This is a genomic window from Kribbella sp. NBC_01484, from assembly GCF_036227145.1.
GTDB lineage: Bacteria > Actinomycetota > Actinomycetes > Propionibacteriales > Kribbellaceae > Kribbella.
The window spans coordinates 1789115-1808101 of the sequence record NZ_CP109437.1; the positions used below are offsets into that span (position 1 = coordinate 1789115).

The 18987-nt window shown below is 68.2% G+C and carries 19 protein-coding genes; 3 read left to right on the top strand and 16 right to left on the bottom strand.

Features of this window, described 5'->3' with window-relative positions; genetic code table 11:
* Window positions 1-8: 8 nt before the first annotated feature.
* The 14 genes from nuoL to OG555_RS08855 form a co-directional block, all read right to left on the bottom strand.
* The gene (gene nuoL / locus OG555_RS08790) at window positions 9-1880 is read right to left on the bottom strand and encodes an NADH-quinone oxidoreductase subunit L (protein WP_329482313.1); all 1872 of its coding nucleotides are present in this window, start codon (window positions 1878-1880) and stop codon (window positions 9-11) included.
* A gap of 11 nt (window positions 1881-1891) precedes the next feature.
* Complete coding sequence (gene nuoK, locus OG555_RS08795; protein ID WP_328525962.1) at window positions 1892-2191, bottom strand: NADH-quinone oxidoreductase subunit NuoK; 300 nt, start codon at window positions 2189-2191, stop codon at window positions 1892-1894.
* Window positions 2188-2997, bottom strand: coding sequence for an NADH-quinone oxidoreductase subunit J (locus OG555_RS08800; RefSeq protein WP_329482314.1), 810 nt, complete (start codon window positions 2995-2997; stop codon window positions 2188-2190). Before OG555_RS08800 ends, nuoK begins: the two co-directional genes overlap by 4 nt.
* The gene (gene nuoI, locus OG555_RS08805; RefSeq protein ID WP_442914492.1) at window positions 2994-3551 is read right to left on the bottom strand and encodes an NADH-quinone oxidoreductase subunit NuoI; all 558 of its coding nucleotides are present in this window, start codon (window positions 3549-3551) and stop codon (window positions 2994-2996) included. Before nuoI ends, OG555_RS08800 begins: the two co-directional genes overlap by 4 nt.
* A complete protein-coding gene (gene nuoH / locus OG555_RS08810; RefSeq protein WP_329482316.1) occupies window positions 3544-4854 on the bottom strand; it encodes an NADH-quinone oxidoreductase subunit NuoH in 1311 nt (436 codons plus the stop codon). Before nuoH ends, nuoI begins: the two co-directional genes overlap by 8 nt.
* Window positions 4851-7280, bottom strand: a complete 2430-nt coding sequence (locus OG555_RS08815) for an NADH-quinone oxidoreductase subunit G (RefSeq protein WP_329482318.1) — start codon at window positions 7278-7280, stop codon at window positions 4851-4853. Before OG555_RS08815 ends, nuoH begins: the two co-directional genes overlap by 4 nt.
* Window positions 7277-8578 (bottom strand): NADH-quinone oxidoreductase subunit NuoF, encoded by a 1302-nt coding sequence (nuoF, locus tag OG555_RS08820; RefSeq protein ID WP_329482319.1) that lies wholly within the window; start codon window positions 8576-8578, stop codon window positions 7277-7279. Before nuoF ends, OG555_RS08815 begins: the two co-directional genes overlap by 4 nt.
* Window positions 8579-8580: 2 nt before the next feature.
* Window positions 8581-9312, bottom strand: a complete 732-nt coding sequence (nuoE, locus tag OG555_RS08825; RefSeq protein WP_329482320.1) for an NADH-quinone oxidoreductase subunit NuoE — start codon at window positions 9310-9312, stop codon at window positions 8581-8583.
* Window positions 9313-10665, bottom strand: coding sequence for an NADH-quinone oxidoreductase subunit D (locus OG555_RS08830; protein ID WP_329482321.1), 1353 nt, complete (start codon window positions 10663-10665; stop codon window positions 9313-9315).
* Entirely contained in the window at window positions 10665-11372 is a 708-nt protein-coding gene (locus OG555_RS08835; RefSeq protein WP_405069452.1) for an NADH-quinone oxidoreductase subunit C, read from the bottom strand. The genes OG555_RS08830 and OG555_RS08835 overlap by 1 nt, the downstream gene beginning before the upstream one ends.
* The gene (locus tag OG555_RS08840; RefSeq protein WP_329482322.1) at window positions 11369-11923 is read right to left on the bottom strand and encodes a NuoB/complex I 20 kDa subunit family protein; all 555 of its coding nucleotides are present in this window, start codon (window positions 11921-11923) and stop codon (window positions 11369-11371) included. The genes OG555_RS08835 and OG555_RS08840 overlap by 4 nt, the downstream gene beginning before the upstream one ends.
* Window positions 11924-11926: 3 nt before the next feature.
* Window positions 11927-12286, bottom strand: coding sequence for an NADH-quinone oxidoreductase subunit A (locus OG555_RS08845; protein WP_132147066.1), 360 nt, complete (start codon window positions 12284-12286; stop codon window positions 11927-11929).
* A 105-nt stretch (window positions 12287-12391) separates the two neighbouring features.
* A complete protein-coding gene (locus tag OG555_RS08850) occupies window positions 12392-13705 on the bottom strand; it encodes a geranylgeranyl reductase family protein (protein ID WP_328526922.1) in 1314 nt (437 codons plus the stop codon).
* A gap of 164 nt (window positions 13706-13869) precedes the next feature.
* Window positions 13870-14568 (bottom strand): demethylmenaquinone methyltransferase, encoded by a 699-nt coding sequence (locus tag OG555_RS08855; RefSeq protein WP_329482323.1) that lies wholly within the window; start codon window positions 14566-14568, stop codon window positions 13870-13872.
* 142 nt (window positions 14569-14710) lie between these two features.
* Here OG555_RS08855 and OG555_RS08860 point away from each other — a divergent pair, with 142 nt between their 5' ends.
* Together OG555_RS08860 and OG555_RS08865 are read left to right on the top strand one after the other, a co-directional pair.
* A complete protein-coding gene (locus OG555_RS08860; RefSeq protein ID WP_329482324.1) occupies window positions 14711-15982 on the top strand; it encodes an isochorismate synthase in 1272 nt (423 codons plus the stop codon).
* 2 nt (window positions 15983-15984) lie between these two features.
* Window positions 15985-16602, top strand: a complete 618-nt coding sequence (locus tag OG555_RS08865) for an MBL fold metallo-hydrolase (protein WP_329482325.1) — start codon at window positions 15985-15987, stop codon at window positions 16600-16602.
* Here the strand turns inward: OG555_RS08865 and OG555_RS08870 are convergent.
* Together OG555_RS08870 and OG555_RS08875 are read right to left on the bottom strand one after the other, a co-directional pair.
* Window positions 16595-17431: a GNAT family N-acetyltransferase gene (locus tag OG555_RS08870; RefSeq protein ID WP_329482326.1), complete on the bottom strand. Its 837-nt coding sequence runs from the start codon at window positions 17429-17431 to the stop codon at window positions 16595-16597. The two genes, OG555_RS08865 and OG555_RS08870, sit on opposite strands and share 8 nt — an antisense overlap.
* A complete protein-coding gene (locus OG555_RS08875) occupies window positions 17428-18255 on the bottom strand; it encodes a GNAT family N-acetyltransferase (RefSeq protein WP_329482327.1) in 828 nt (275 codons plus the stop codon). Before OG555_RS08875 ends, OG555_RS08870 begins: the two co-directional genes overlap by 4 nt.
* A 57-nt stretch (window positions 18256-18312) precedes the next feature.
* Between OG555_RS08875 and OG555_RS08880 the strand changes: the two genes are divergently transcribed.
* Entirely contained in the window at window positions 18313-18942 is a 630-nt protein-coding gene (locus tag OG555_RS08880; RefSeq protein WP_329482328.1) for a PadR family transcriptional regulator, read from the top strand.
* Window positions 18943-18987: the final 45 nt, after the last annotated feature.

Here is an 18987-nt window from a genome sequence, read left to right on the forward strand (position 1 = left end):
ACCGATGTTCACGACAACCTCACCGCGAGGAGGGCGACGACCACGAGTGCGGCGCCGAAAACCATGCTGAGTGCGTAGGAACGGACGAAGCCCGTCTGGACCCGCCGGAGCCTTCCGGACAGTCCACCGAACAGTGCGGCCAGCCCGTTCACCAGGCCGTCCACAACGCGGTTGTCGAACCAGACCAGCGTGCGGGTGAGGTACTGGCCCGGACGCATCAGGACCGCCTCGTTCAGCGCGTCGCCGTACAGGTCCCGGCGGGCGAAGGTGGTGACCGGCGAGACCTTCACCGGTGCCAGGCGCGGGATGTCCCGGCGGAACAGCACGACACCGATGGCAGCACCGACGATCACGACCGCGAGGATGATCAGCGACATCGCCAGCGCGCCGATCGGCGGTTCAGCCTCCTCGAAACCGGTGACCGGCTCCAGCCACTTCACGATCCAGTGGCCGACGAAGTAGAGCGCGCCGCCGACGAGCGAGAGGATCGCCAGGACGATCAGCGGACCGGTCATCACCTTGGGCGACTCGTGCGGATGCACGTCCTCCTCCCAGCGCTTCTCGCCGAAGAAGGTCATCATCATCAGCCGGGTCATGTAGAACGCGGTGATTCCGGCGCCGAGCAGCGCACACAGACCGACCACCGTGTTCTCCGCGAAGGCGACCTCGATGATGTGGTCCTTGCTGAAGAAGCCGGAGAACGGCGGGATGCCCAGGATCGCCAGGTAGCCGAAGGCGAACGTCACGTAGGTGACCCGCATGTACTTCCGCAGGGCGCCGTAACGGCGCATGTTCACGTCGTCGTTCATGCCGTGCATCACCGAACCGGCACCGAGGAACATGTCGGCCTTGAAGAAACCGTGCGTGAGCAGGTGGAAGATCGCGAAGACGTAGCCCACCGGACCGAGGCCGGCGGCAAGCATCATGTAGCCGATCTGGCTCATCGTGGAACCGGCCAGGACCTTCTTGATGTCGTCCTTGGCGCAACCGATGATCGCGCCAAACAGGACGGTCACCGTGCCGACGACCACCACCGCGGTGGACGCGGCGTCGGTGACGTTGTAGATCGCGCTCGAGCGGACCACCAGGTAGACGCCCGCGGTGACCATGGTCGCCGCGTGAATGAGGGCCGACACCGGGGTCGGCCCCTCCATCGCGTCCAGCAGCCAGGACTGCAGCGGCACCTGCGCGGACTTGCCGCACGCCGCCAGCAGCAGCATCAGCCCGAGCAGCGTGGCCCAGGTACCCGACAGTTTGTCCGCGCCGGCGTTCACGGTCGCGAAGGCCGAGGAGCCGAACAGCGCCCACATGCTCATCACCGCGAGCGACAGGCCCATGTCACCGACCCGGTTCACCACGAAGGCCTTCTTCGCGGCGACCGCGGCCGTGGTCTTGTACTGCCAGAACCCGATCAGCAGGTACGACGCCAGGCCGACACCCTCCCAGCCGACGAAGACCACCAGGTAGTCGGCCGCGAGAACCAGCAGCAACATCGACGCGATGAACAGGTTCAGATAACCGAAGAACCGGCGCCGGCGCTCGTCATGCTCCATGTAGCCGATCGAGTAGATGTGGATGAGCGAACCCACACCGGTGATCAGCAGCACGAACAGGATCGACAGCGGGTCGATCAGCAGGCTGAACTCCACCTTGATGTTGCCGACAGAGAACCACTCGAACAGCCGGACCGTCTCGGCCCGGTCGTCGCTCGGCTTGCCCTGCATCTGGACGAACAGAACGACGCCGAAGGCGAAGGAGATCAGCGGTGCCAGCGTGCCCAGCAGGTGACCCCACGCGTTGGTGGCCTTGCCACCGAGCAGCAGGATCGCCGCGGACACGGCCGGGACCGCGATCAGCAGCCACGTCAGCTCATGACTCATCGGTGCTTACCTCAGTACTTGAGCAGGTTGGCGTCGTCGACCGAGGCCGAGCGACGGGTGCGGAAGATGGCCATGATGATCGCCAGCCCGACGACCACCTCGGCCGCGGCCACCACCATCACGAAGAAGGCGGCGATCTGGCCGTCGAGGTTGCCGTGCTGGCGGGCGAAGGTGACGAACGCGAGGTTCGTTGCGTTCAGCATCAGTTCGACGCACATGAAGACGACGATGGCGTTGCGGCGCACCAGCACGCCGAGTGCGCCGATACTGAAAAGAATCGCCGCGAGCACGATGTACGGCTCGGTCGTCATGCCTTCGCTCCCTCGTCGGAGTCGTCGTAGTCGTCGCCCGAGTCGAGCTGGCGGACCTCGTCGATGTCGGCCCGCTCCTCGGCTTCGGGGAACACGGTGCCACGTGCCTGCAGCACACGCGAAACCGACGTCGGTGCGATCGACCCGTCCGGCAGCAGCGCCGGCGTGTCGACGGCGTTGTGCCGGGCCAGTACGCCGGGAGTCGGCAGCGGACCCGGATGGATCCCCTGCTCGGCGTACTTGCGGATCCGCTCCTCGGCGTGGTCGCGCTGGGTCCTCTTCTTGGTCAGCCGCTCACGGTGGGCCAGCATCATCGCGCCCATCGCCGCGGTGATCAGCAGCGCCGAGGTCACTTCGAAGGCGAACACGTACTTGCCGAACAGCAGCTGCGCGAGGCCCCTGACGTTCCCCTCCGGCTGCGCGTCGGCCAGGCCGAGCGGGTGCCCCCAGATCCCGTTGCCGACGGCGGCGACCAGCAGGATCCCGAAGCCGAGGAACGCCACCGCGGCCAGCAGTCGCTGCCCGCGGATCGTCTCGACCAGGGAGTCGGAGGCGTCCACACCGACCAGCATCAGCACGAAGAGGAACAGCATCAGGATCGCGCCGGTGTAGACGATGATCTGTACGGCGAACAGGAACGGCGCGTCCTGAGCGGCGTACTGCACCGCGAGGCAGATCATCACCGTCGCCAGCAACAGCGCAGAGTGCACCGCCTTGCGGACCAGGACCATCGCGATCGCGGCCAGGATCATGACCGGGGCCAGCATCCAGAACGCGAACTGCCCGCCGGTGACCATGCCGATCATTTGGCGTCACCACCCTCGGCCGGTACGGCGGCACCGGTCAGGCCGAGGTAGTAGTCCTTCTCGGTGCTGCCGAGCTGCATGTCGTGCGGCGGCTCCTGCATGCCCGGGAGCAGCGGCGCCAGCAGGTCCTTCTTCTCATAGATGAGGGACGCGCGGCTGGTGTCGGCGAGCTCGTACTCGTTGGTCATCGTGAGCGCCCGGGTCGGGCAGGCCTCGATGCACAGCCCGCAGAGGATGCAGCGCAGGTAGTTGATCTGGTACACCCGGCCGTACCGCTCACCAGGGGAGAACCGGCCTCCATCGGTGTTGTCCGCACCCTCGACGTAGATCGCGTCCGCGGGGCAGGCCCACGCGCACAGCTCGCAGCCGATGCACTTCTCCAGCCCGTCCGGCCAGCGGTTCAGCTGGTGCCGGCCGTGGAAGCGCGGGGCGGTCGGCTTCTTCTCGAACGGGTACTGCTCGGTGAACACCTTCCGGAACATCGTCCGGAAGGTGACCCCGAACCCGGCTACCGGATCCCAGAGGGACTCTTTGACTGTCTTTTTCTCAGCCACGGCTGACGTCCGCCTCATTTCGGCTCGGAGTCTTGACGAGCGGTGGTGGCACCGGGAAGCCGCCGGCGAAGGCATCGAACTCCTCGCCGTCGTCGACCTCGGTCTTGTCTTCCTTGGGCTTCCCCGGCACGAACAGGGTGATCACCGCGATCACCAGCACGACGGCGGCGGCGACCAGCAGCGTGCTGCGGCTGAAGGTGGTCTCCCGGCCGACCGCGCGGACGGTCGCGACCAGCAGGATCCAGGCCAGCGAGATCGGGATCAGGATCTTCCAGCCGAGTCGCATGAACTGGTCGTAGCGCAGTCGCGGCAGCGTGCCGCGCAGCCAGATGTAGAAGAAGATGAAGCACATCATCTTGCCGACGAACCACAGCACCGGCCAGTAGCCGGAGTTCGCGCCGTCCCAGAGCGAGATCGGCCACGGGGCCCGCCAGCCGCCCAGGAACAGCGTGGTGGCCAGCGCCGACACGGTCGCCATGTTGATGTACTCGGCCAGGAAGAACATCGCGTACTTCATCGACGAGTACTCGGTCAGGAAGCCGGCCACCAGCTCGCCCTCGGCCTCCGGCAGGTCGAACGGCGCCCGGTTCGTCTCGCCGACCATCGAGATCACGTAGATCACGAACGACGGGAACAGCAGGAACGCGTACCACCCGGGCAGCGAGATCGCCGTACCGAGCACGTGCACGGTCTGGTGCGACTGCGCCGCGACGATCTCCGAGGTGGACATCGAGCCGGCGAACAGGAACACGGTCACCAGCGCCAGGCCCATGGCGACCTCGTACGAGATCATCTGCGCGCTGGACCGCAGGCCACCGAGCAGCGAGTACGTCGAGTTGGACGACCAGCCGCCGAGCACGATGCCGTAGATGCCGATCGAGGCGACCGCCATCACGTACAGCACCGAGACCGGCAGGTCGGTGATCTGCAGCCGGGTGTAGGTGTCGGTGAACGGGATCCTCACCGTCGGACCGAACGGGATCACCGCGAAGGTCAGGAAGGCCGGGATCGACACGATCACCGGCGCCAGGACGTAGACGAGCCTGTCCACGCCCTTCGGCATCAGGTCTTCCTTGAACATCAGCTTCATTCCGTCGGCCAGCGACTGGAGCAGACCGAACGGGCCGTGCACGTTCGGTCCGATCCGGTGCTGCATCCGGGCCACGACCCGGCGCTCCCACCAGATGTTGAACAGCGTCAGCACGATCAGGAAGACGAAGACCAGCAGCACCTTGAGGCCGACGACCCACCAGTCGTCGTTCCCGACCCCTGCGTCCGGCACCGCGAGCGGGATGTTGGTCATGCGTTCCCTCCGGCGATCGTGACGATCGAGCCATGGTCGGCGTGCAGAGCCCGGCGGACATGGGAGTCGGCCGAGTTGGTCGGCAGCCAGACCACGTTGTCGGTCATGTCGGTGATCACCACCGGCAGCCGGATCGAGCCGGCGTCGGTGCTGACCGCCAACTCGTCCCCGTCGGCGACACCGAGCCGCCGCGCGGTGGTGAGCGAGATCCGTGCGACCGGCGTCCGCGCGGTGGCGGTCAGGTGCGGCTCACCGTCGTTCGCCCGGCTGTCGTCGATCAGCATCCGCCAGGTCGCCAGCCGGGTGGAGTCGAACGCGCCGAGCGACGGACCGGCCGGGTACGTCGGCTCCTGCGCGCGATCCCCGTCCCAGCGGCCGAGCTCGTCGTACTCCTTCTTCGCCCCGGCCGGAGTGGCGAACCCGAGCGACCGGTCCATCTCCTGCGCCAGCGCGGCCAGCGCCCGGACGTCGGGCATCGCGGCCGGGACCGGCAGCACCACCGGGAACGACCGCTCGCGGCCCTCCCAGTTGACGAAGGTGCCGTCCTTCTCCGCCGGCGGTACCACCGGGAAGACGACATCTGCGTGCTCGGTCACCTGCGAGTTGCGGACCTCGAAGCTGACCACGAACGGCGCGGCCTCGAGCGCGGCCAGAGCAGCCGCCGGGTCGGGCAGGTCGTCGATCTCGACCCCCGCGACCACCAGGGCGGCCAGGGATCCGGCCGAAGCCAGGATCTCGGTCAGGTCCTTGCCGACGTTCGCCGGCAGGTGCTCCACACCCCACGCGGCCTGCAGGTCGACGCGCGCCTGCGGGTCGGACACCAGCCGGCCACCGGGCAGCAGCCCCGGCAGGCAGCCGGCCTCGAGCGCGCTGCGGTCACCCGCACGCCGCGGGATCCAGGCCAGCTGCGCACCCGTGTCGAGCGCCAGCCGCAGCGCGGCCGAGTAACCACCCGGCGCGCTCGCGAGCCGCTCACCCACGATGATGATCGAGTCCGCACCGAGCGCGGCCCGCGCCGCGGCCCCGGCCGAACCGGCGGCACTGAGGTCGGCCAGTACGGCGGCCTCGGTGCCCGGCGATGCCGGTACGACGACGCCGTCCAGCTTCTCGATGCCGCGGGACCCGTAGGCCGCGACCGTGAAGACCTTGGTGCCGTGGGCCCGGACGCCCTTGCGCAGCCGGAGGAAGACCGACGGCGCTTCCTCTTCCGGCTCGAACCCGACGAGCAGCACGGATCCGGCCCGCTCGAGGTCGCCGAACGTCGTACCGAGACCGGTGCCGGCCACCGCGGCGGCGAGGAAGTCCGCCTCCTCCGCGGAGTGCGGCCGGGCCCGGAAGTCGATGTCGTTGGTGCCGAGGGCGACCCGGGCGAACTTCGAGTACGCGTAGGCGTCCTCGACGGTCAGCCGGCCGCCGGTCAGCACGGCCGCGTTGCCACGGGCCGCGGTCAGGTTCTCCGCCGCGAAGGACAGTGCCTCCGGCCAGGACGCCGGCCGCAGCTCGCCGTCCTCGCGGATCATCGGGTGGGTCAGCCGGTCGCCGGTGGTCGCGTAGTTGAACGCGAACCGGTCCTTGTCGGAGATCCACTCCTCGTTGACCTGCGGGTCGTCACCGGCGAGCCGGCGCATCACCTTGCCGCGCCGGTAGTCGACCCGGATCGCCGCACCGGAGGAGTCGTGCTCGGCCACCGACGGCACCGACACCAGGTCGAACGGCCGGGACCGGAACCGGTACGCCGCGCTCGTCAGCGCACCGACCGGGCAGATCTGGATCGTGTTGCCGGAGAAGTAGCTCTCGAACGGCTCCTTCTCGTAGATGCCGACCTGCTGCAGCGCGCCGCGCTCGATCAGCGCGATGAACGGGTCACCGGCGATCTGCTCGGAGAACCGGGTGCAGCGCGCGCAGAGGATGCAGCGCTCGCGGTCCAGCAGCACCTCGGCGGAGATGTTGATCGGCTTCGGGTAGGTCCGCTTGATCTCGTGGAACCGGCTCTCGCCGCCGCCGTTGCTCATCGCCTGGTTCTGCAGCGGGCACTCGCCGCCCTTGTCGCAGACCGGGCAGTCCAGCGGGTGGTTGATCAGCAGGAACTCCATGTTCCCGTGCTGGGCCTTGTCCGCCACCGGCGAGGACACCTGGGTCCGGACCACCATGCCGTCGGCGACGGTGATCGTGCAGGAGGCCTGCGGCTTCGGCATCCCCCGGCCGTTCCCGGCGTCGGTGATCTCGACCAGGCACTGCCGGCAGGCGCCGACCGGGTCGAGCAGCGGGTGGTCGCAGAACCGCGGGATCTGGATCCCGATCTGCTCCGCGGCGCGGATCAGCAGGGTGTTCTTCGGAACCTTCACCTCGATGTCGTCGATGGTGACCGTCACCAGATCGGTGCGCTCCACCTCCGACCCGGCCGGCGGGTTCGCTTGGATCGTCATGCGCTTGCTCCAGCGGTAGCGAAGACAGTGCTTGCCATCGGGTCGAACGGGCAGCCGCCGTTCTCGAAGTGCGCCAGGTACTCGTCCTTGAAGTACTGGATCGAGCTGGTGATCGGCGCGGTCGCACCGTCGGCCAGCGCGCAGAACGAACGGCCGGTGATGTTCTCGCACAGGTCGAGCAGGGTGACCAGGTCCTCCTCGGTGCCCTTGCCGTGCTCCAGCCGCTCGAGGATCTGCACCAGCCACCAGGTGCCCTCGCGGCAGGGCGTGCACTTGCCGCAGGACTCGTGCTTGTAGAACTCGGTCCAGCGGAGCACCGAGCGGACCACGCAGGTGCTGTCGTCGAAGATCTGCAGCGCCTTGGTGCCCAGCATCGAGCCGACCGAGCCGACGCCCTCGTAGTCCAGCGGTACGTCGAGGTGCTCCGAGGTCAGCAGTGGCGTGGACGAACCACCCGGCGTCCAGAACTTCAGCTCATGGCCCTGACGGACACCGCCGGCCAGATCGATCAGCTCCCGCAGCGTGATGCCCATCGGTGCCTCGTACTGCCCCGGGCGGGTGACATGCCCGGACAGCGAGTACAGCGTCATGCCCTTGGACTTCTCGGTGCCCATCGAGGAGAACCAGTCGGCGCCGTTCTTGAGGATGACGGGAACCGACGCGATCGACTCGACGTTGTTGATAACAGTGGGCGAGCCGTAGAGACCCGCCACCGCCGGGAACGGAGGACGCAGCCGAGGTTGACCGCGACGTCCTTCCAGCGAGTCCAGCAGCGCCGTCTCCTCGCCGCAGATGTAGGCGCCGGCGCCGGCGTGCACGATCACGTCCAGGTCGTAGCCGCTGCCGAGGATGTTCTGGCCGATGAAGCCGGCTTCCTTGGCCTCGGCAACCGCCTGCTGCAGCCGGCGGACCACGTGCAGGACCTCACCGCGGACGTAGATGAACGCAGCACTCGCGCGGATCGCGTAGGACGCGATGATGACGCCTTCGACCAGCGTGTGCGGCGAGGCGAGCATCAGCGGGATGTCCTTGCAGGTGCCCGGCTCGGACTCGTCCGCGTTCACCACCAGGTACTTCGGCTTCGGGTTGTCCTGCGGGATGAACGACCACTTCATCCCGGTCGGGAAGCCCGCGCCACCACGGCCGCGCAGACCGGAGTCCTTGACGGCGGTGACCACGTCGGCCGGCTGCATCTGCAGCGCCGTACGGAGGGCCTCGTACCCGCCGGACCGCTGGTACGACGAGAGCTGCCAGGAACGGATCTGGTCCCAGTTGTCGGACAGCACCGGGGTCAGCATGGTCAGTCCTCCTTCTGGGTCCGGTCGCGCCGGGACGGCTGCCCCGGGGCGGTCCAGTTGCGCTCGCGAGCCAGCCGGAGTCCGGCCAGCGTCGCCTTGCCGCCGGTCGGACCCTCGTCGGCACGGCCGTCGGGGAAGCCGGCCAGCACTCGCTCGGCCTCGCGCCAGGTGCAGATCGTCGCACCGCGCGGCGACTTCACCTCGTTGCCCTCGCGCAGGTCGTCGACCAGCTTGGTGGCCGACTCCGGCGTCATGTCGTCGAAGAACTCCCAGTTCACCATCATCACCGGCGCGTAGTCGCAGGCGGCGTTGCACTCGAGGTGCTCGAGGGTGATCTTGCCGTCCTCGGTGGTCTCGTCGTTGCCGACGTCGAGGTGCTGCTTGAGCCGGTCGAAGATCAGGTCGCCACCCATCACGGCGCAGAGCGTGTTGGTGCAGACCCCGACGTGGTAGTCGCCGACCGGGCGGCGCTTGTACATCGTGTAGAAGGTCGCCACCGCGGACACCTCGGCGCCGGTCAGCTCGAGCAGGTCGGCGCAGATCTCGATGCCCTCCGGGGTGACCCGGCCCTCCACCGACTGCACCAGGTGCAGCATCGGCAGCAGCGCCGACCGGGCCTGCGGGTACCGCGCCATGATCTCGCGCATCTCCGCGATCGTGGCGTCGGTGATCTTCGAGTCACCGGTGCTGTACGGCACCGGCTTGTCGGTTGCGGTCGCGTGGTTCTCGGCCATCTATCGGTCCACTCCACCCATCACCGGGTCAAGGCTGGCGACGGCGACGATCACGTCGGCGACCTGTGCGCCCTCGCACATGATCGGCATCGCCTGCAGGTTTGCGAAGGACGGGTCACGGAAGTGCGCCCGGTACGGCTTGGTGCCGCCGTCGGAGACCAGGTGGCAGCCGAGCTCACCACGCGGCGACTCGAGGGCGACGTACGCCTGGCCGGCCGGCACCCGGAAGCCCTCGGTGACCAGCTTGAAGTGATGGATCAGTGCTTCCATCGACTCGCCCATGATGTGCTTGATGTGGTCGAGGGAGTTGCCCATCCCGTCGGAGCCGACAGCCAGCTGGCTCGGCCAGCCGATCTTCTTGTCGGCCACCATCACCGGCTCGCCTTCCATCTTCGCCAGCCGGTCGGCGCACTGCTCGACGATCTTCAGCGACTCGTGCATCTCCTGCAGCCGGACCCGGAACCGCCCGTAGGAGTCCGCGGAGTCCCAGGTCGGTACGTCGAAGTCGTACGTCTCGTAGCCGCAGTACGGCTGGGACTTGCGCAGGTCCATCGCGTAGCCGGTCGAGCGCAGCGGCGGGCCGCTGATGCCGAGGGCCATGCAGCCGGCCAGATCCAGGTAGCCGACGTTCTGCAGCCGGGCCTTGAAGATCGGGTTCGCGTTGCAGAGCTCGGCGTACTCGGGCAGGTGCTTGTTCATCCAGGTGATGTACTCGCGGATCTTGTCCAGCGCACCCGGCGGCAGGTCCTGGGCGACACCGCCCGGCCGGATGAACGCGTGGTTCATTCGCAGGCCGGTGATCAGCTCGAACAGGTCGAGCGTCATCTCCCGCTCGCGGAAGCCGATCGTCATCACGGTCAGCGCGCCGATCTCCATGCCACCGGTGGCGATGCAGACCAGGTGGCTGCTGATCCGGTTGAGCTCCATCAGGAGCACCCGCATCACGTTCGCCTTCTCGGGGATCTGGTCCTCGATCCCGAGCAGCCGCTCGACCGCGAGGCTGTAGGCCGCCTCGTTGTAGAACGGCGACAGGTAGTCCATCCGGGTGCAGAACGTGACGCCCTGCACCCAGGAGCGGAACTCCATGTTCTTCTCGATACCGGTGTGCAGGTAGCCGATGCCGCAGCGGGCCTCGGTCACCGTCTCGCCCTCGATCTCGAGGATCAGCCGGAGTACGCCGTGGGTGGACGGGTGCTGCGGCCCCATGTTGACGACGATGCGCTCTTCGGGCTCGTCGCCGAGGCCGGCCACGACCGCGTCCCAGTCCTGACCGGTGACGGTGAAGACCTTGCCCTCGGTGGTGTCGCGAGTGGTCGCGTACGGGTCTGACGGTGTCGATTGTGTTTGGGTCATCAGTTGTACGACCTCCGCGTGTCGGGCGGTGGGATGACGGCGCCCTTGTACTCGACGTCGATCCCGCCGAGCGGGTAGTCCTTGCGTTGCGGGTGGCCCGGCCAGTCGTCGGGCATCTGGATCCGGGTCAGCGCCGGGTGACCGTCGAAGACGATGCCGAAGAAGTCCCAGGTCTCGCGCTCGTGCCAGTCGTTGGCCGGGTAGACCGAGACGACGGACGGGATGTGCGGGTCGCTGTCGGGCGCCGACACTTCCAGCCGGATCCGGCGGTTGTGGGTGATCGACAGCAGGTGGTAGACGGCGTGCAGTTCGCGGCCGGTCTCGTGGGGGTAGTGCACCCCGCTGACACCGGAGCAGAACTCGAACCGCAGCGCCTCGTCGTCGCGCAGGTGCCGGCAGACATCGACCAGATGTTCGCGCTTGATGTGCAGGGTCAGCTCGCTGCGGTCGACCACGACCTTCTCGATCGCGCCGTCGCCGGCCAGGCCCTCGAGCCGGTCGGTCGCGCCGTCGAACCACGAGCCGTAAGGCTTCGGCGTACCGCCGGGCAGTGCGACCTGGCGGCGCAGGCCGCCGAAGCCGGAGGTGTCACCGGTGCCGCGGACACCGAACATGCCCTCGCGCTGGTCCACCACCTCGGCCGCCGGGGTCTGAGCGTCACCGGCCGCCGACGTCGCCGGCAGGTTCTCGGGTTGCGTGTCGCTCACCGGAGAAGCCCCTTCATCTCGATCGTCGGGGCAGCGGCCAGCGCGGCCACCTCCCGCTCCTGCAGCTCCGCGCGCTTGTTGGCGCCGAGCTTGCTGTGCTGGATCTTGTCGTGCAGCTTCAGGAACGCGTCCAGCAGCATCTCCGGCCGCGGCGGGCAGCCGGGCAGGTACATGTCGACCGGTACGACGTGGTCCACGCCCTGCACGATCGCGTAGTTGTTGAACATGCCGCCGGACGACGCGCAGACACCCATCGCCAGCACCCACTTCGGGTTCGGCATCTGGTCGTAGATCTGGCGCAGTACCGGGGCCATCTTCTGGCTCACCCGGCCGGCCACGATCATCAGGTCGGCCTGCCGCGGCGACGCCCGGAAGACCTCCATGCCGAAGCGGGCGGCGTCGTACCGCGGCGCACCCGTCGTCATCATCTCGATCGCGCAGCAGGCGAGCCCGAAGGTTGCCGGCCACAACGACGCCTTCCGCATGTAGCCGGACAGGCCCTCGATGGTGGTCAGCAGTACGCCGGCCGGAAGCTGTTCCTCAACACCCATAGTTCAGTCCCACTCCAGTCCGCCCCGACGCCACACGTAGGCGTACGCGACGAAGACGGTGACGATGAAGATGACCATCTCGATCAGCCCGAACAGCGCCATCTGGTCGAAGGCGACCGCCCAGGGGTAGAGGAAGATGATCTCGATGTCGAACACGATGAAGAGCATCGCGGTGATGTAGTACTTGACCGGGAACCGCCCGCCACCGACCGGCTGCGGGGTCGGCTCGATCCCACACTCGTAGGAGTCGAGCTTGGCCCGGTTGTAGCGCTTGGGTCCGACCAGCGCGCTCGTCACCAGAGTGCCCGCCACGAAGATCGCCGCGAGCACACCGAGAACGAGGATCGGTACGTAAGGGTGCATCGTTCTCGTGCTCCCTCTCCTTCAGCCGGTGGTCTTGTCTGTCTGTGTTTCGGAACAGCACTGTGTTATCAGTACCGCTGTGGGTCAGCTCACCCGCCCCGCCGGTCAGGCCGCCGGTGCGAGCTTGGTGAGACCGTTGATGATCTTGTCCATCACGTCGCCGTCGCGCGGGTCGGTGAGGTTGGCCAGCAACTTCAAGGTGAACTTCATCAAAGTGGTGCGCGGCAGACCGTACTTCGTGCACAGCCGCATCACCTCCGGATTTCCGATCAGCTTCACGAAGATCCGGCCGAGCGTGTAGTAACCGCCGTACTCCTGCTTCAGCGCCTTCGGGTACGCCGACAACGCGCGCTCCCGCTGGTTCGGCTGCCGGTGCAGGGCCTGGGCGGCGACCTCGGCGGCGAACGCCCCGGACTCCATCGCGTACGGGATGCCTTCGCCATTGAACGGGTTGACCATGCCGCCGGCATCACCCAGCAGCATGAGTCCGCGGGTGTAGTGCGGCTGCCGGTTGAAGCCCATCGGCAGCGCCGCCCCGCGAATCGGGATGGTCTGGAACTCGTCGCGGAACTGCCACTCCTCCGGCGTGTTCTTCAGCCACTGCTTCAGCAGGTCGGCGTAGTCGACCTTGCCGAACGCGTCGGAGGTGTTCAGGATGCCGAGCCCGACGTTGACGGTGCCGTCGCCCATCCCGAAGATCCAGCCGTACCCGGGCAGCAGCACCCGCTGGCCCGGCTGCTTGGGGTCGTCGGCCCACAGCTCGAGCCACGACTCGAGGTAGTCGTCGTCGGTCCGCGGGCTGGTGAAGTACGTCCGTACGGCGACACCCATCGGCCGGTCGTCGCGCTTGTGCAGGCCCATCGCGATGCTGAGCCGCGACGAGTTGCCGTCGGCGGCCATCACCAGCGGCGCCCGGAACTCCACGTCGGCGCCCGCCCGCCGGCCGTTGTCGTCGACCGGCTTCGCGGTGACGCCGACGATGTGGCCCCGGTCGTCCAGGATCGGGCCGCTCACGTTGGTCCGCTCGCGCAGCCGCGCCCCGGCCTTCACGGCCTGCCGGGCGAGCATGTCGTCGAAGTCCATCCGGTTCCGGGTCAGGCCGTAGTTCGGGTGGCTGGCCAGGTCCGGCCAGTCGAGTTGCAGGACGTGCCCGGCGCCCTGGATCCGCAGACCGTAGTTGCGGATCCAGCCGGCCTCTTCGGAGATGTCGATGCCCATGTTGATGAGCTGCTTGGTGCCCCGCGGGGTGAGCCCGTCGCCGCAGACCTTCTCCCGCGGGAACGCGGTCTTCTCCAGCAACAGGACGTCGAGTCCGGCGTTGGCCAGGTGGTACGCCGCGGCCGAGCCGGCGGGTCCGGCGCCGACGACGATCACATCAGCGGTCTCCGCCTGCTGCCCGTTCGGCACGCTCTGGCTCATCTCGATCCCGGCCTGGAAGTTGGGGGGCTGTATCTTCCGACGCGCTCGTGAAGCGATTCACGAATGCTCGTCATCCGACAGTCTAGAACTGCCTGACTTCGACACGAAACCGGCCCGGAATCCCTTGGTAGCAACCGATTTACGCGCGGCTTTCCTTGCGAAAATTAGACCGGCTTCACCGCGCGGTGGATGGCGACCAGACCACCGGTCAGGTTGCGCCACTGGACGCGGGTCCAGCCGGCGTCCTCGATGGTGCGGGCCAGCGGTTCCTGGGCCGGCCAGGCGCGGACCGACTCGGCCAGGTACTCGTAGGCCTCGGGGTTCGTCGACACCGCCTTGGCGACTACCGGCACGGCACGCATCATGTACTCCAGGTAGGCGACCCGGAACGGCCTCCAGGTCGGATGCGAGTTCTCCAGTACGACGAGCCGCCCGCCGGGCCGGGTCACCCGGAGCATCTCGCACAGCGCGACCGTGACGTCGTTCACGTTCCGCAGCGCCCACGAGATCGTCACCACGTCGAACGTGTCGTCGGCGAACGGGAGCCGCAGCGCGTCCCCGGCGATCAGGTCGAGCTCGGGGTAGCGGCGTTTGCCGACCCGGAGCATGCCGACCGAGAAGTCGCACGACACCACCTCGGCGCCGGCCTCCCGCAACTTGATGCTGGACGCGCCGGTCCCGGCGGCCAGGTCGAGGATCTTCAGCCCCTTGTGCGGCGCGATCTCGGCCAGCGTGGCCGGCCGCCAGTGCAGCTTCTCCAGACCCATCGTCGCCACCGCGTTGGTCCGGTCGTACCCCTCGGCCACGTTGTCGAACATGGCCGCCACGGCATGCGGTTCCTTGCTGAGATCTGCGCGGGTCACATGTCTAGTTGATCACGGGGCCGAGAGGCACCGAAATTCGCTGGACATCGGACAGGCATACGCTTGCATCTCGTGAGTGCATCTCCAGGGTGTCGGCCGGCCATCGTGATCCGGGGCCGGAGCGCGAGCGAGGAGGGGTTCTGTGGCCTTGTCTGACCCGGTCCGATCCGGTCATCAGCCCGCTCCCCATCTAGTGATCCGCAGCCAGCCCGCCGACGGAGTGTCGGCGCAGCTGATGGACCACCTGCCGCCCGACGGCGGACTGGCCTGGGTACGACGTGGCGACGGTCAGGTCGGCTGGGGCGTCGCCGCCCGGCTCGACGTTGCCGGTGGCAACCGCTTCCAGGAAGCGGTGGACTGGTGGAACGAGCTGACCGCGGCTGCGGTGATCCGCGACGAGGTCGGCGTACCAGGCTCGGGACTGGTCTGCTTCGGGTCGTTCGGCTTCACCGATCAGGACCCGAGTGAGCTGGTCGTCCCGGAGGTGATCGTCGGCCGCCGGGGCGGCACCACCTGGGTGACCACGATCTCGCTCGCCAGCTCGTTACCCGCGCTTCCCGATCTGGTCACCAACGAGCCGTCGCCGGTGTACGACGTGACGTTCGCGGACGGGGCCCGGTCCGGCACGGACTGGTCGAGCATCGTCGCGGACGCGGTGCAGCGGATCACCGCCGGCGAGCTGGACAAGGTGGTGCTGGCCCGCGACCTGATCGCGATCGCCGCGCAGCCGATCGACCTGCGCTGGCCGTTGCGCCGGCTGTCGACGTCGTACCCGAACTGCTGGACGTTCTCCGTCGACGGGCTGATCGGCGCCACCCCGGAGCTGCTGGTCCGGCGGGAGAAGGGCCTGATCACGTCCCGCGTGCTGGCCGGGACCATCCGCCGTACCGGCGACGACGCGCACGACCTGGCGCTGGCCGCGTCGCTGGCCCGGTCCAGCAAGGACCTGGAGGAGCACGAGTACGCCGTACGGTCGGTGGCCGACGCGCTCAAGCCGCACTGCAAGTCGATGAACGTGCCCGAGACGCCGTTCGTGCTGCACCTGCCGAACGTGATGCATCTGGCCACCGACGTCGCCGGCGTCGCCGCGAACGGAGCGAACGCGCTCGGCCTGGCCGCCGCGCTGCACCCGTCCGCCGCGATCTGCGGTACGCCGACCTCCGTCGCGCGCGACCTGATCGGTGAGGTCGAGGGCATGCAGCGCGGCCGGTTCAGCGGACCGGTCGGCTGGATGGACGCGGCCGGGGACGGCGAATGGTGCATCGCGCTGCGCTGCGGTCAGGCCGACCCTGACGACCGACGCCGGATGCGGCTGTTCGCCGGCGCGGGGATCGTGGCGGGCTCCAACCCTGTGGCCGAGCTGGCCGAGACGAACGCCAAGCTGGTTCCGATGAGAGACGCGTTGGGAGACTGAGAGTGAAGCTCACGAAGTTCGCACATGCCTGTGTCCGGCTGGAGAAGGACGGCAAGGTCCTGCTGGTCGATCCGGGCACGTTCAGCGAGGCGGCCGCGTTCGAGCGCGCCGACGCGATCCTGGTCACGCATGAACACCAGGACCACCTGGACATCGAGCGGGTCCAGGCGCTCGACGTCCCCGTCTACACGAACGCCGGTGTCGCCGCGCAGCTGACCGAGCTGGGCGACCGGGTGCACGTGATCGCCGGCGGGCAGTCGTTCGAGACGGCCGGCTTCTCGATCAGTGCCTATGGCAAGGACCACGCGGTGATCCTGCCCGAGTGGGGTGTTCCGTGCGAGAACATCGGCTTCCTGATCGACGACGCCGTCTACCACCCCGGTGATTCCTTCACCCAGCCCGATCGCGCCGTCCACACCAACCTGGTCCCGATCTCCGGCCCGTGGTTCTCGCTCCCGCCGGCGGTCGAGTACGCGCGCTCGGTGAAGTCCGAGCAGCTCGTCGGCATTCACGACGCGCTGCTGAGCCCGATCGGGCTCGGCATGTTCCCCCGGTTCCTCAACTCCGACGAACGCCCCTTCGTCGGCCTCGCCCCCGGCGAGTCGACCGAGATCAACTGAAGGCGTAACCGACGAAGTCCTGGACCGCGCGGTAGCCGATCGCCGCGTAGATCTTGTTCGAGGTGGGATTGGCGAGGTCGGTGTGGAGGCAGACCTGATTGCCGGCTTCCTGCAGGCGGCGGGTCACCTCGGCGGTCAAGGCGCTGGCATAGCCGTGGCCGCGTCGGTCTGGCGGGGTGTAGACGGGACCGACGCGGACCACGCCGAAGACCGGGCTTTGGTGGCCGACCATGCTGACGATGCGGTCGTCGTCCTCCCACACCCACAGGCGTTCTCGCGTGATCCGTTGCTCCAGCCAGCGGCGGTCTTCGGCGACACCTTCGCCAGGGTGGCCGACGTCGGCGCGAAAGGCGCCGACCATCGGAGTGAGGACGGTCAGGTCGGCCTCGGTCGCCGGCCGCGGCGCGCCGTCGGCCTTCTGCTCGACGAACTCCTCGAGCTTGTGCAGGCGGACCCGCTCGGCCTCGAGGAAGCTTCGGCCGGTCCGCGCTGAGTACAGCTCGGCGAACAAGCGCGCGGCGTCCGCCGAGCCCGCGACTCCGCTGGCCCGGGGTGCGGCCTCGGCCAGTACATCGACCACGAGCGGCACCAGCCCGGCCGGCAGACTGCCCAGGTTGATACCGCGCAACGCCCTACTCAGAACTGTGCCGACCACCTCGTCACCGTCGTGCACCGAGACGAACACCGGTGGCTCCGGATCGTTCAGGATGCCGCGGATCCGGTCGGCGGTGTTGCTCAGGACGCCGGTGTTGAGCACCGGATCGCGTTGCAGGAAAGGGAAAGCGAGGTCCTTGAACGCGGCCGGATCACTGGTGGTTCGGACGATCATGCGGTGAACTCCACATCGACGAAGTCGGTCAGCGGGCGGTAACCGGCCTGGTGATAGATCTTGTTCGAGGTCGGGTTGGCGAGGTCGGTGTAGAGGCAGGCCTGGTTGCCCTGCGCAAGGATCTCGGCGGAGACGTGACTGGTCAGGGCTCCGGCGTACCCGTGCCGCCGCCGCTCGGGCGGGGTGTAGACCGGCCCGACCCGGCAGACCCCGAAGATCGGTAGGTGGTAGCCGACCATGCTCACCGGCTCGCCGTCGGCCGCCCAGATCCACATGGTCTGCTGCTGCAGCTGCCGTTCCGCCCACTCCCGGTAGCCGGTCCCCAGCTCCTCGGCGAACCCGTCGTTCCCCCAACCGCTGACCACGTCGACCTCGTCCGCGCGCATCGGCCGCGGACTGCCCCCGTCCGCTGACAGCGGCGTGAGTTCGCCCAGCTTGTGCAGCCGGGTGCCCTTGGTCTCGGTCGCCTGACCACCCCGCCGCTCGCACCACCGCGCCGCGAACCGCCGGGCGGCCGGGCGATCCCCCGCGACACCGCTCAGCTCCGGCAGTACGTCGACGTACGCATCGGCAATCACCTCCGCGAGGTCCTCCCGCAGCGCGCCGAGGTACACCCCGCGGCCCGGGGTCCGCATCGCGACGCCGACCACGTCGCCGTCGTGGACAGAGACGAAGTACGACGGCTCGTCCTCGGCGCGGGCGGTCCCGTTCGCGCGCTCATGGACGTTGCTCATGATGATCGTGTGCAGCACCGGATCCTGTTGCAGGAAAGGGAACACCGTCCGCTCGAAAGCCCCCGGGTCACTCGTCACACGCACGTCCATGCCCCCGGAGAGTACGCCTTCGACCTTGTTCGCGTCGCCCGGATTTACACTGCGAACATGTCCACCACGCGGTTGCTGTTGCTCGGGGTCGTGCGGATCTTCCAGCCGGCCTACGGCTACCAGCTGCGCCGCGAGCTGCTCACCTGGAACGTGCAGGACTGGGCGAACATCAACCCCGGCTCGGTCTACACCGGTCTCCGCACCCTGGCCAAACACGGCTACCTTCAGGAGCTCGAGCAGGACGGCGCCCACCGGCCCGGGCGTACGTCGTACAAGCTGACGACCGACGGTGAGACGGAGTACTTCTCGCTGCTGCGGCAGATGTTGTGGACCGTGGACGGCTTCCACCCGGACCGGATGCAGGCGGCGCTGGTCTTCCTGTGGTCGCTACGGCGGGACGAGGTGCTGGCCGCACTCGAGGCGCGGATCGTGCAGATGGAGCAACGCCTGAAGGCCGAGCCGTTCGCGGAACGCCAGATCGAGGAGGACCCCGGTACGCCGAACCACGTGGTGGAGATGTTCCGCATCAGCACCGCCCGCGACAACGGCGAACTCGAATGGACCCGCAGCTTCCGCCGCCGGGTCCTCGACGGCGCCTACGCCTTCGCCGGCGAACCAGCCGACTGGAAACCCTACCCCGGCATGGTCACCCACTGGGGCGAAATCCCCGACCCACCCACCGAGTGAGGTCGCGCCCCCCTCTCCGGGACAACCGAGCTGAGCCGGCCAGCC

Excerpts from the sequence above, each read along its gene's own strand:
- nuoE (WP_329482320.1), bottom strand. The coding sequence starts at position 9,312 with ATGGCCGAGAACCACGCGACCGCAACCGACAAGCCGGTGCCGTACAGC.
- OG555_RS08870 (WP_329482326.1), bottom strand. The coding sequence starts at position 17,431 with ATGATCGTCCGAACCACCAGTGATCCGGCCGCGTTCAAGGACCTCGCT.
- OG555_RS08830 (WP_329482321.1), bottom strand. The coding sequence starts at position 10,665 with ATGACCCAAACACAATCGACACCGTCAGACCCGTACGCGACCACTCGC.
- nuoF (WP_329482319.1), bottom strand. The coding sequence starts at position 8,578 with ATGCTGACCCCGGTGCTGTCCGACAACTGGGACCAGATCCGTTCCTGG.
- nuoL (WP_329482313.1), bottom strand. The coding sequence starts at position 1,880 with ATGAGTCATGAGCTGACGTGGCTGCTGATCGCGGTCCCGGCCGTGTCC.
- OG555_RS08800 (WP_329482314.1), bottom strand. The coding sequence starts at position 2,997 with ATGATCGGCATGGTCACCGGCGGGCAGTTCGCGTTCTGGATGCTGGCC.
- OG555_RS08850 (WP_328526922.1), bottom strand. The coding sequence starts at position 13,705 with ATGAGCCAGAGCGTGCCGAACGGGCAGCAGGCGGAGACCGCTGATGTG.
- OG555_RS08875 (WP_329482327.1), bottom strand. The coding sequence starts at position 18,255 with ATGGACGTGCGTGTGACGAGTGACCCGGGGGCTTTCGAGCGGACGGTG.
- OG555_RS08840 (WP_329482322.1), bottom strand. The coding sequence starts at position 11,923 with ATGGGTGTTGAGGAACAGCTTCCGGCCGGCGTACTGCTGACCACCATC.
- nuoK (WP_328525962.1), bottom strand. The coding sequence starts at position 2,191 with ATGACGACCGAGCCGTACATCGTGCTCGCGGCGATTCTTTTCAGTATC.
- OG555_RS08815 (WP_329482318.1), bottom strand. The coding sequence starts at position 7,280 with ATGACGATCCAAGCGAACCCGCCGGCCGGGTCGGAGGTGGAGCGCACC.
- OG555_RS08845 (WP_132147066.1), bottom strand. The coding sequence starts at position 12,286 with ATGCACCCTTACGTACCGATCCTCGTTCTCGGTGTGCTCGCGGCGATC.
- OG555_RS08880 (WP_329482328.1), top strand. The coding sequence starts at position 18,313 with ATGTCCACCACGCGGTTGCTGTTGCTCGGGGTCGTGCGGATCTTCCAG.
- nuoH (WP_329482316.1), bottom strand. The coding sequence starts at position 4,854 with ATGACCAACATCCCGCTCGCGGTGCCGGACGCAGGGGTCGGGAACGAC.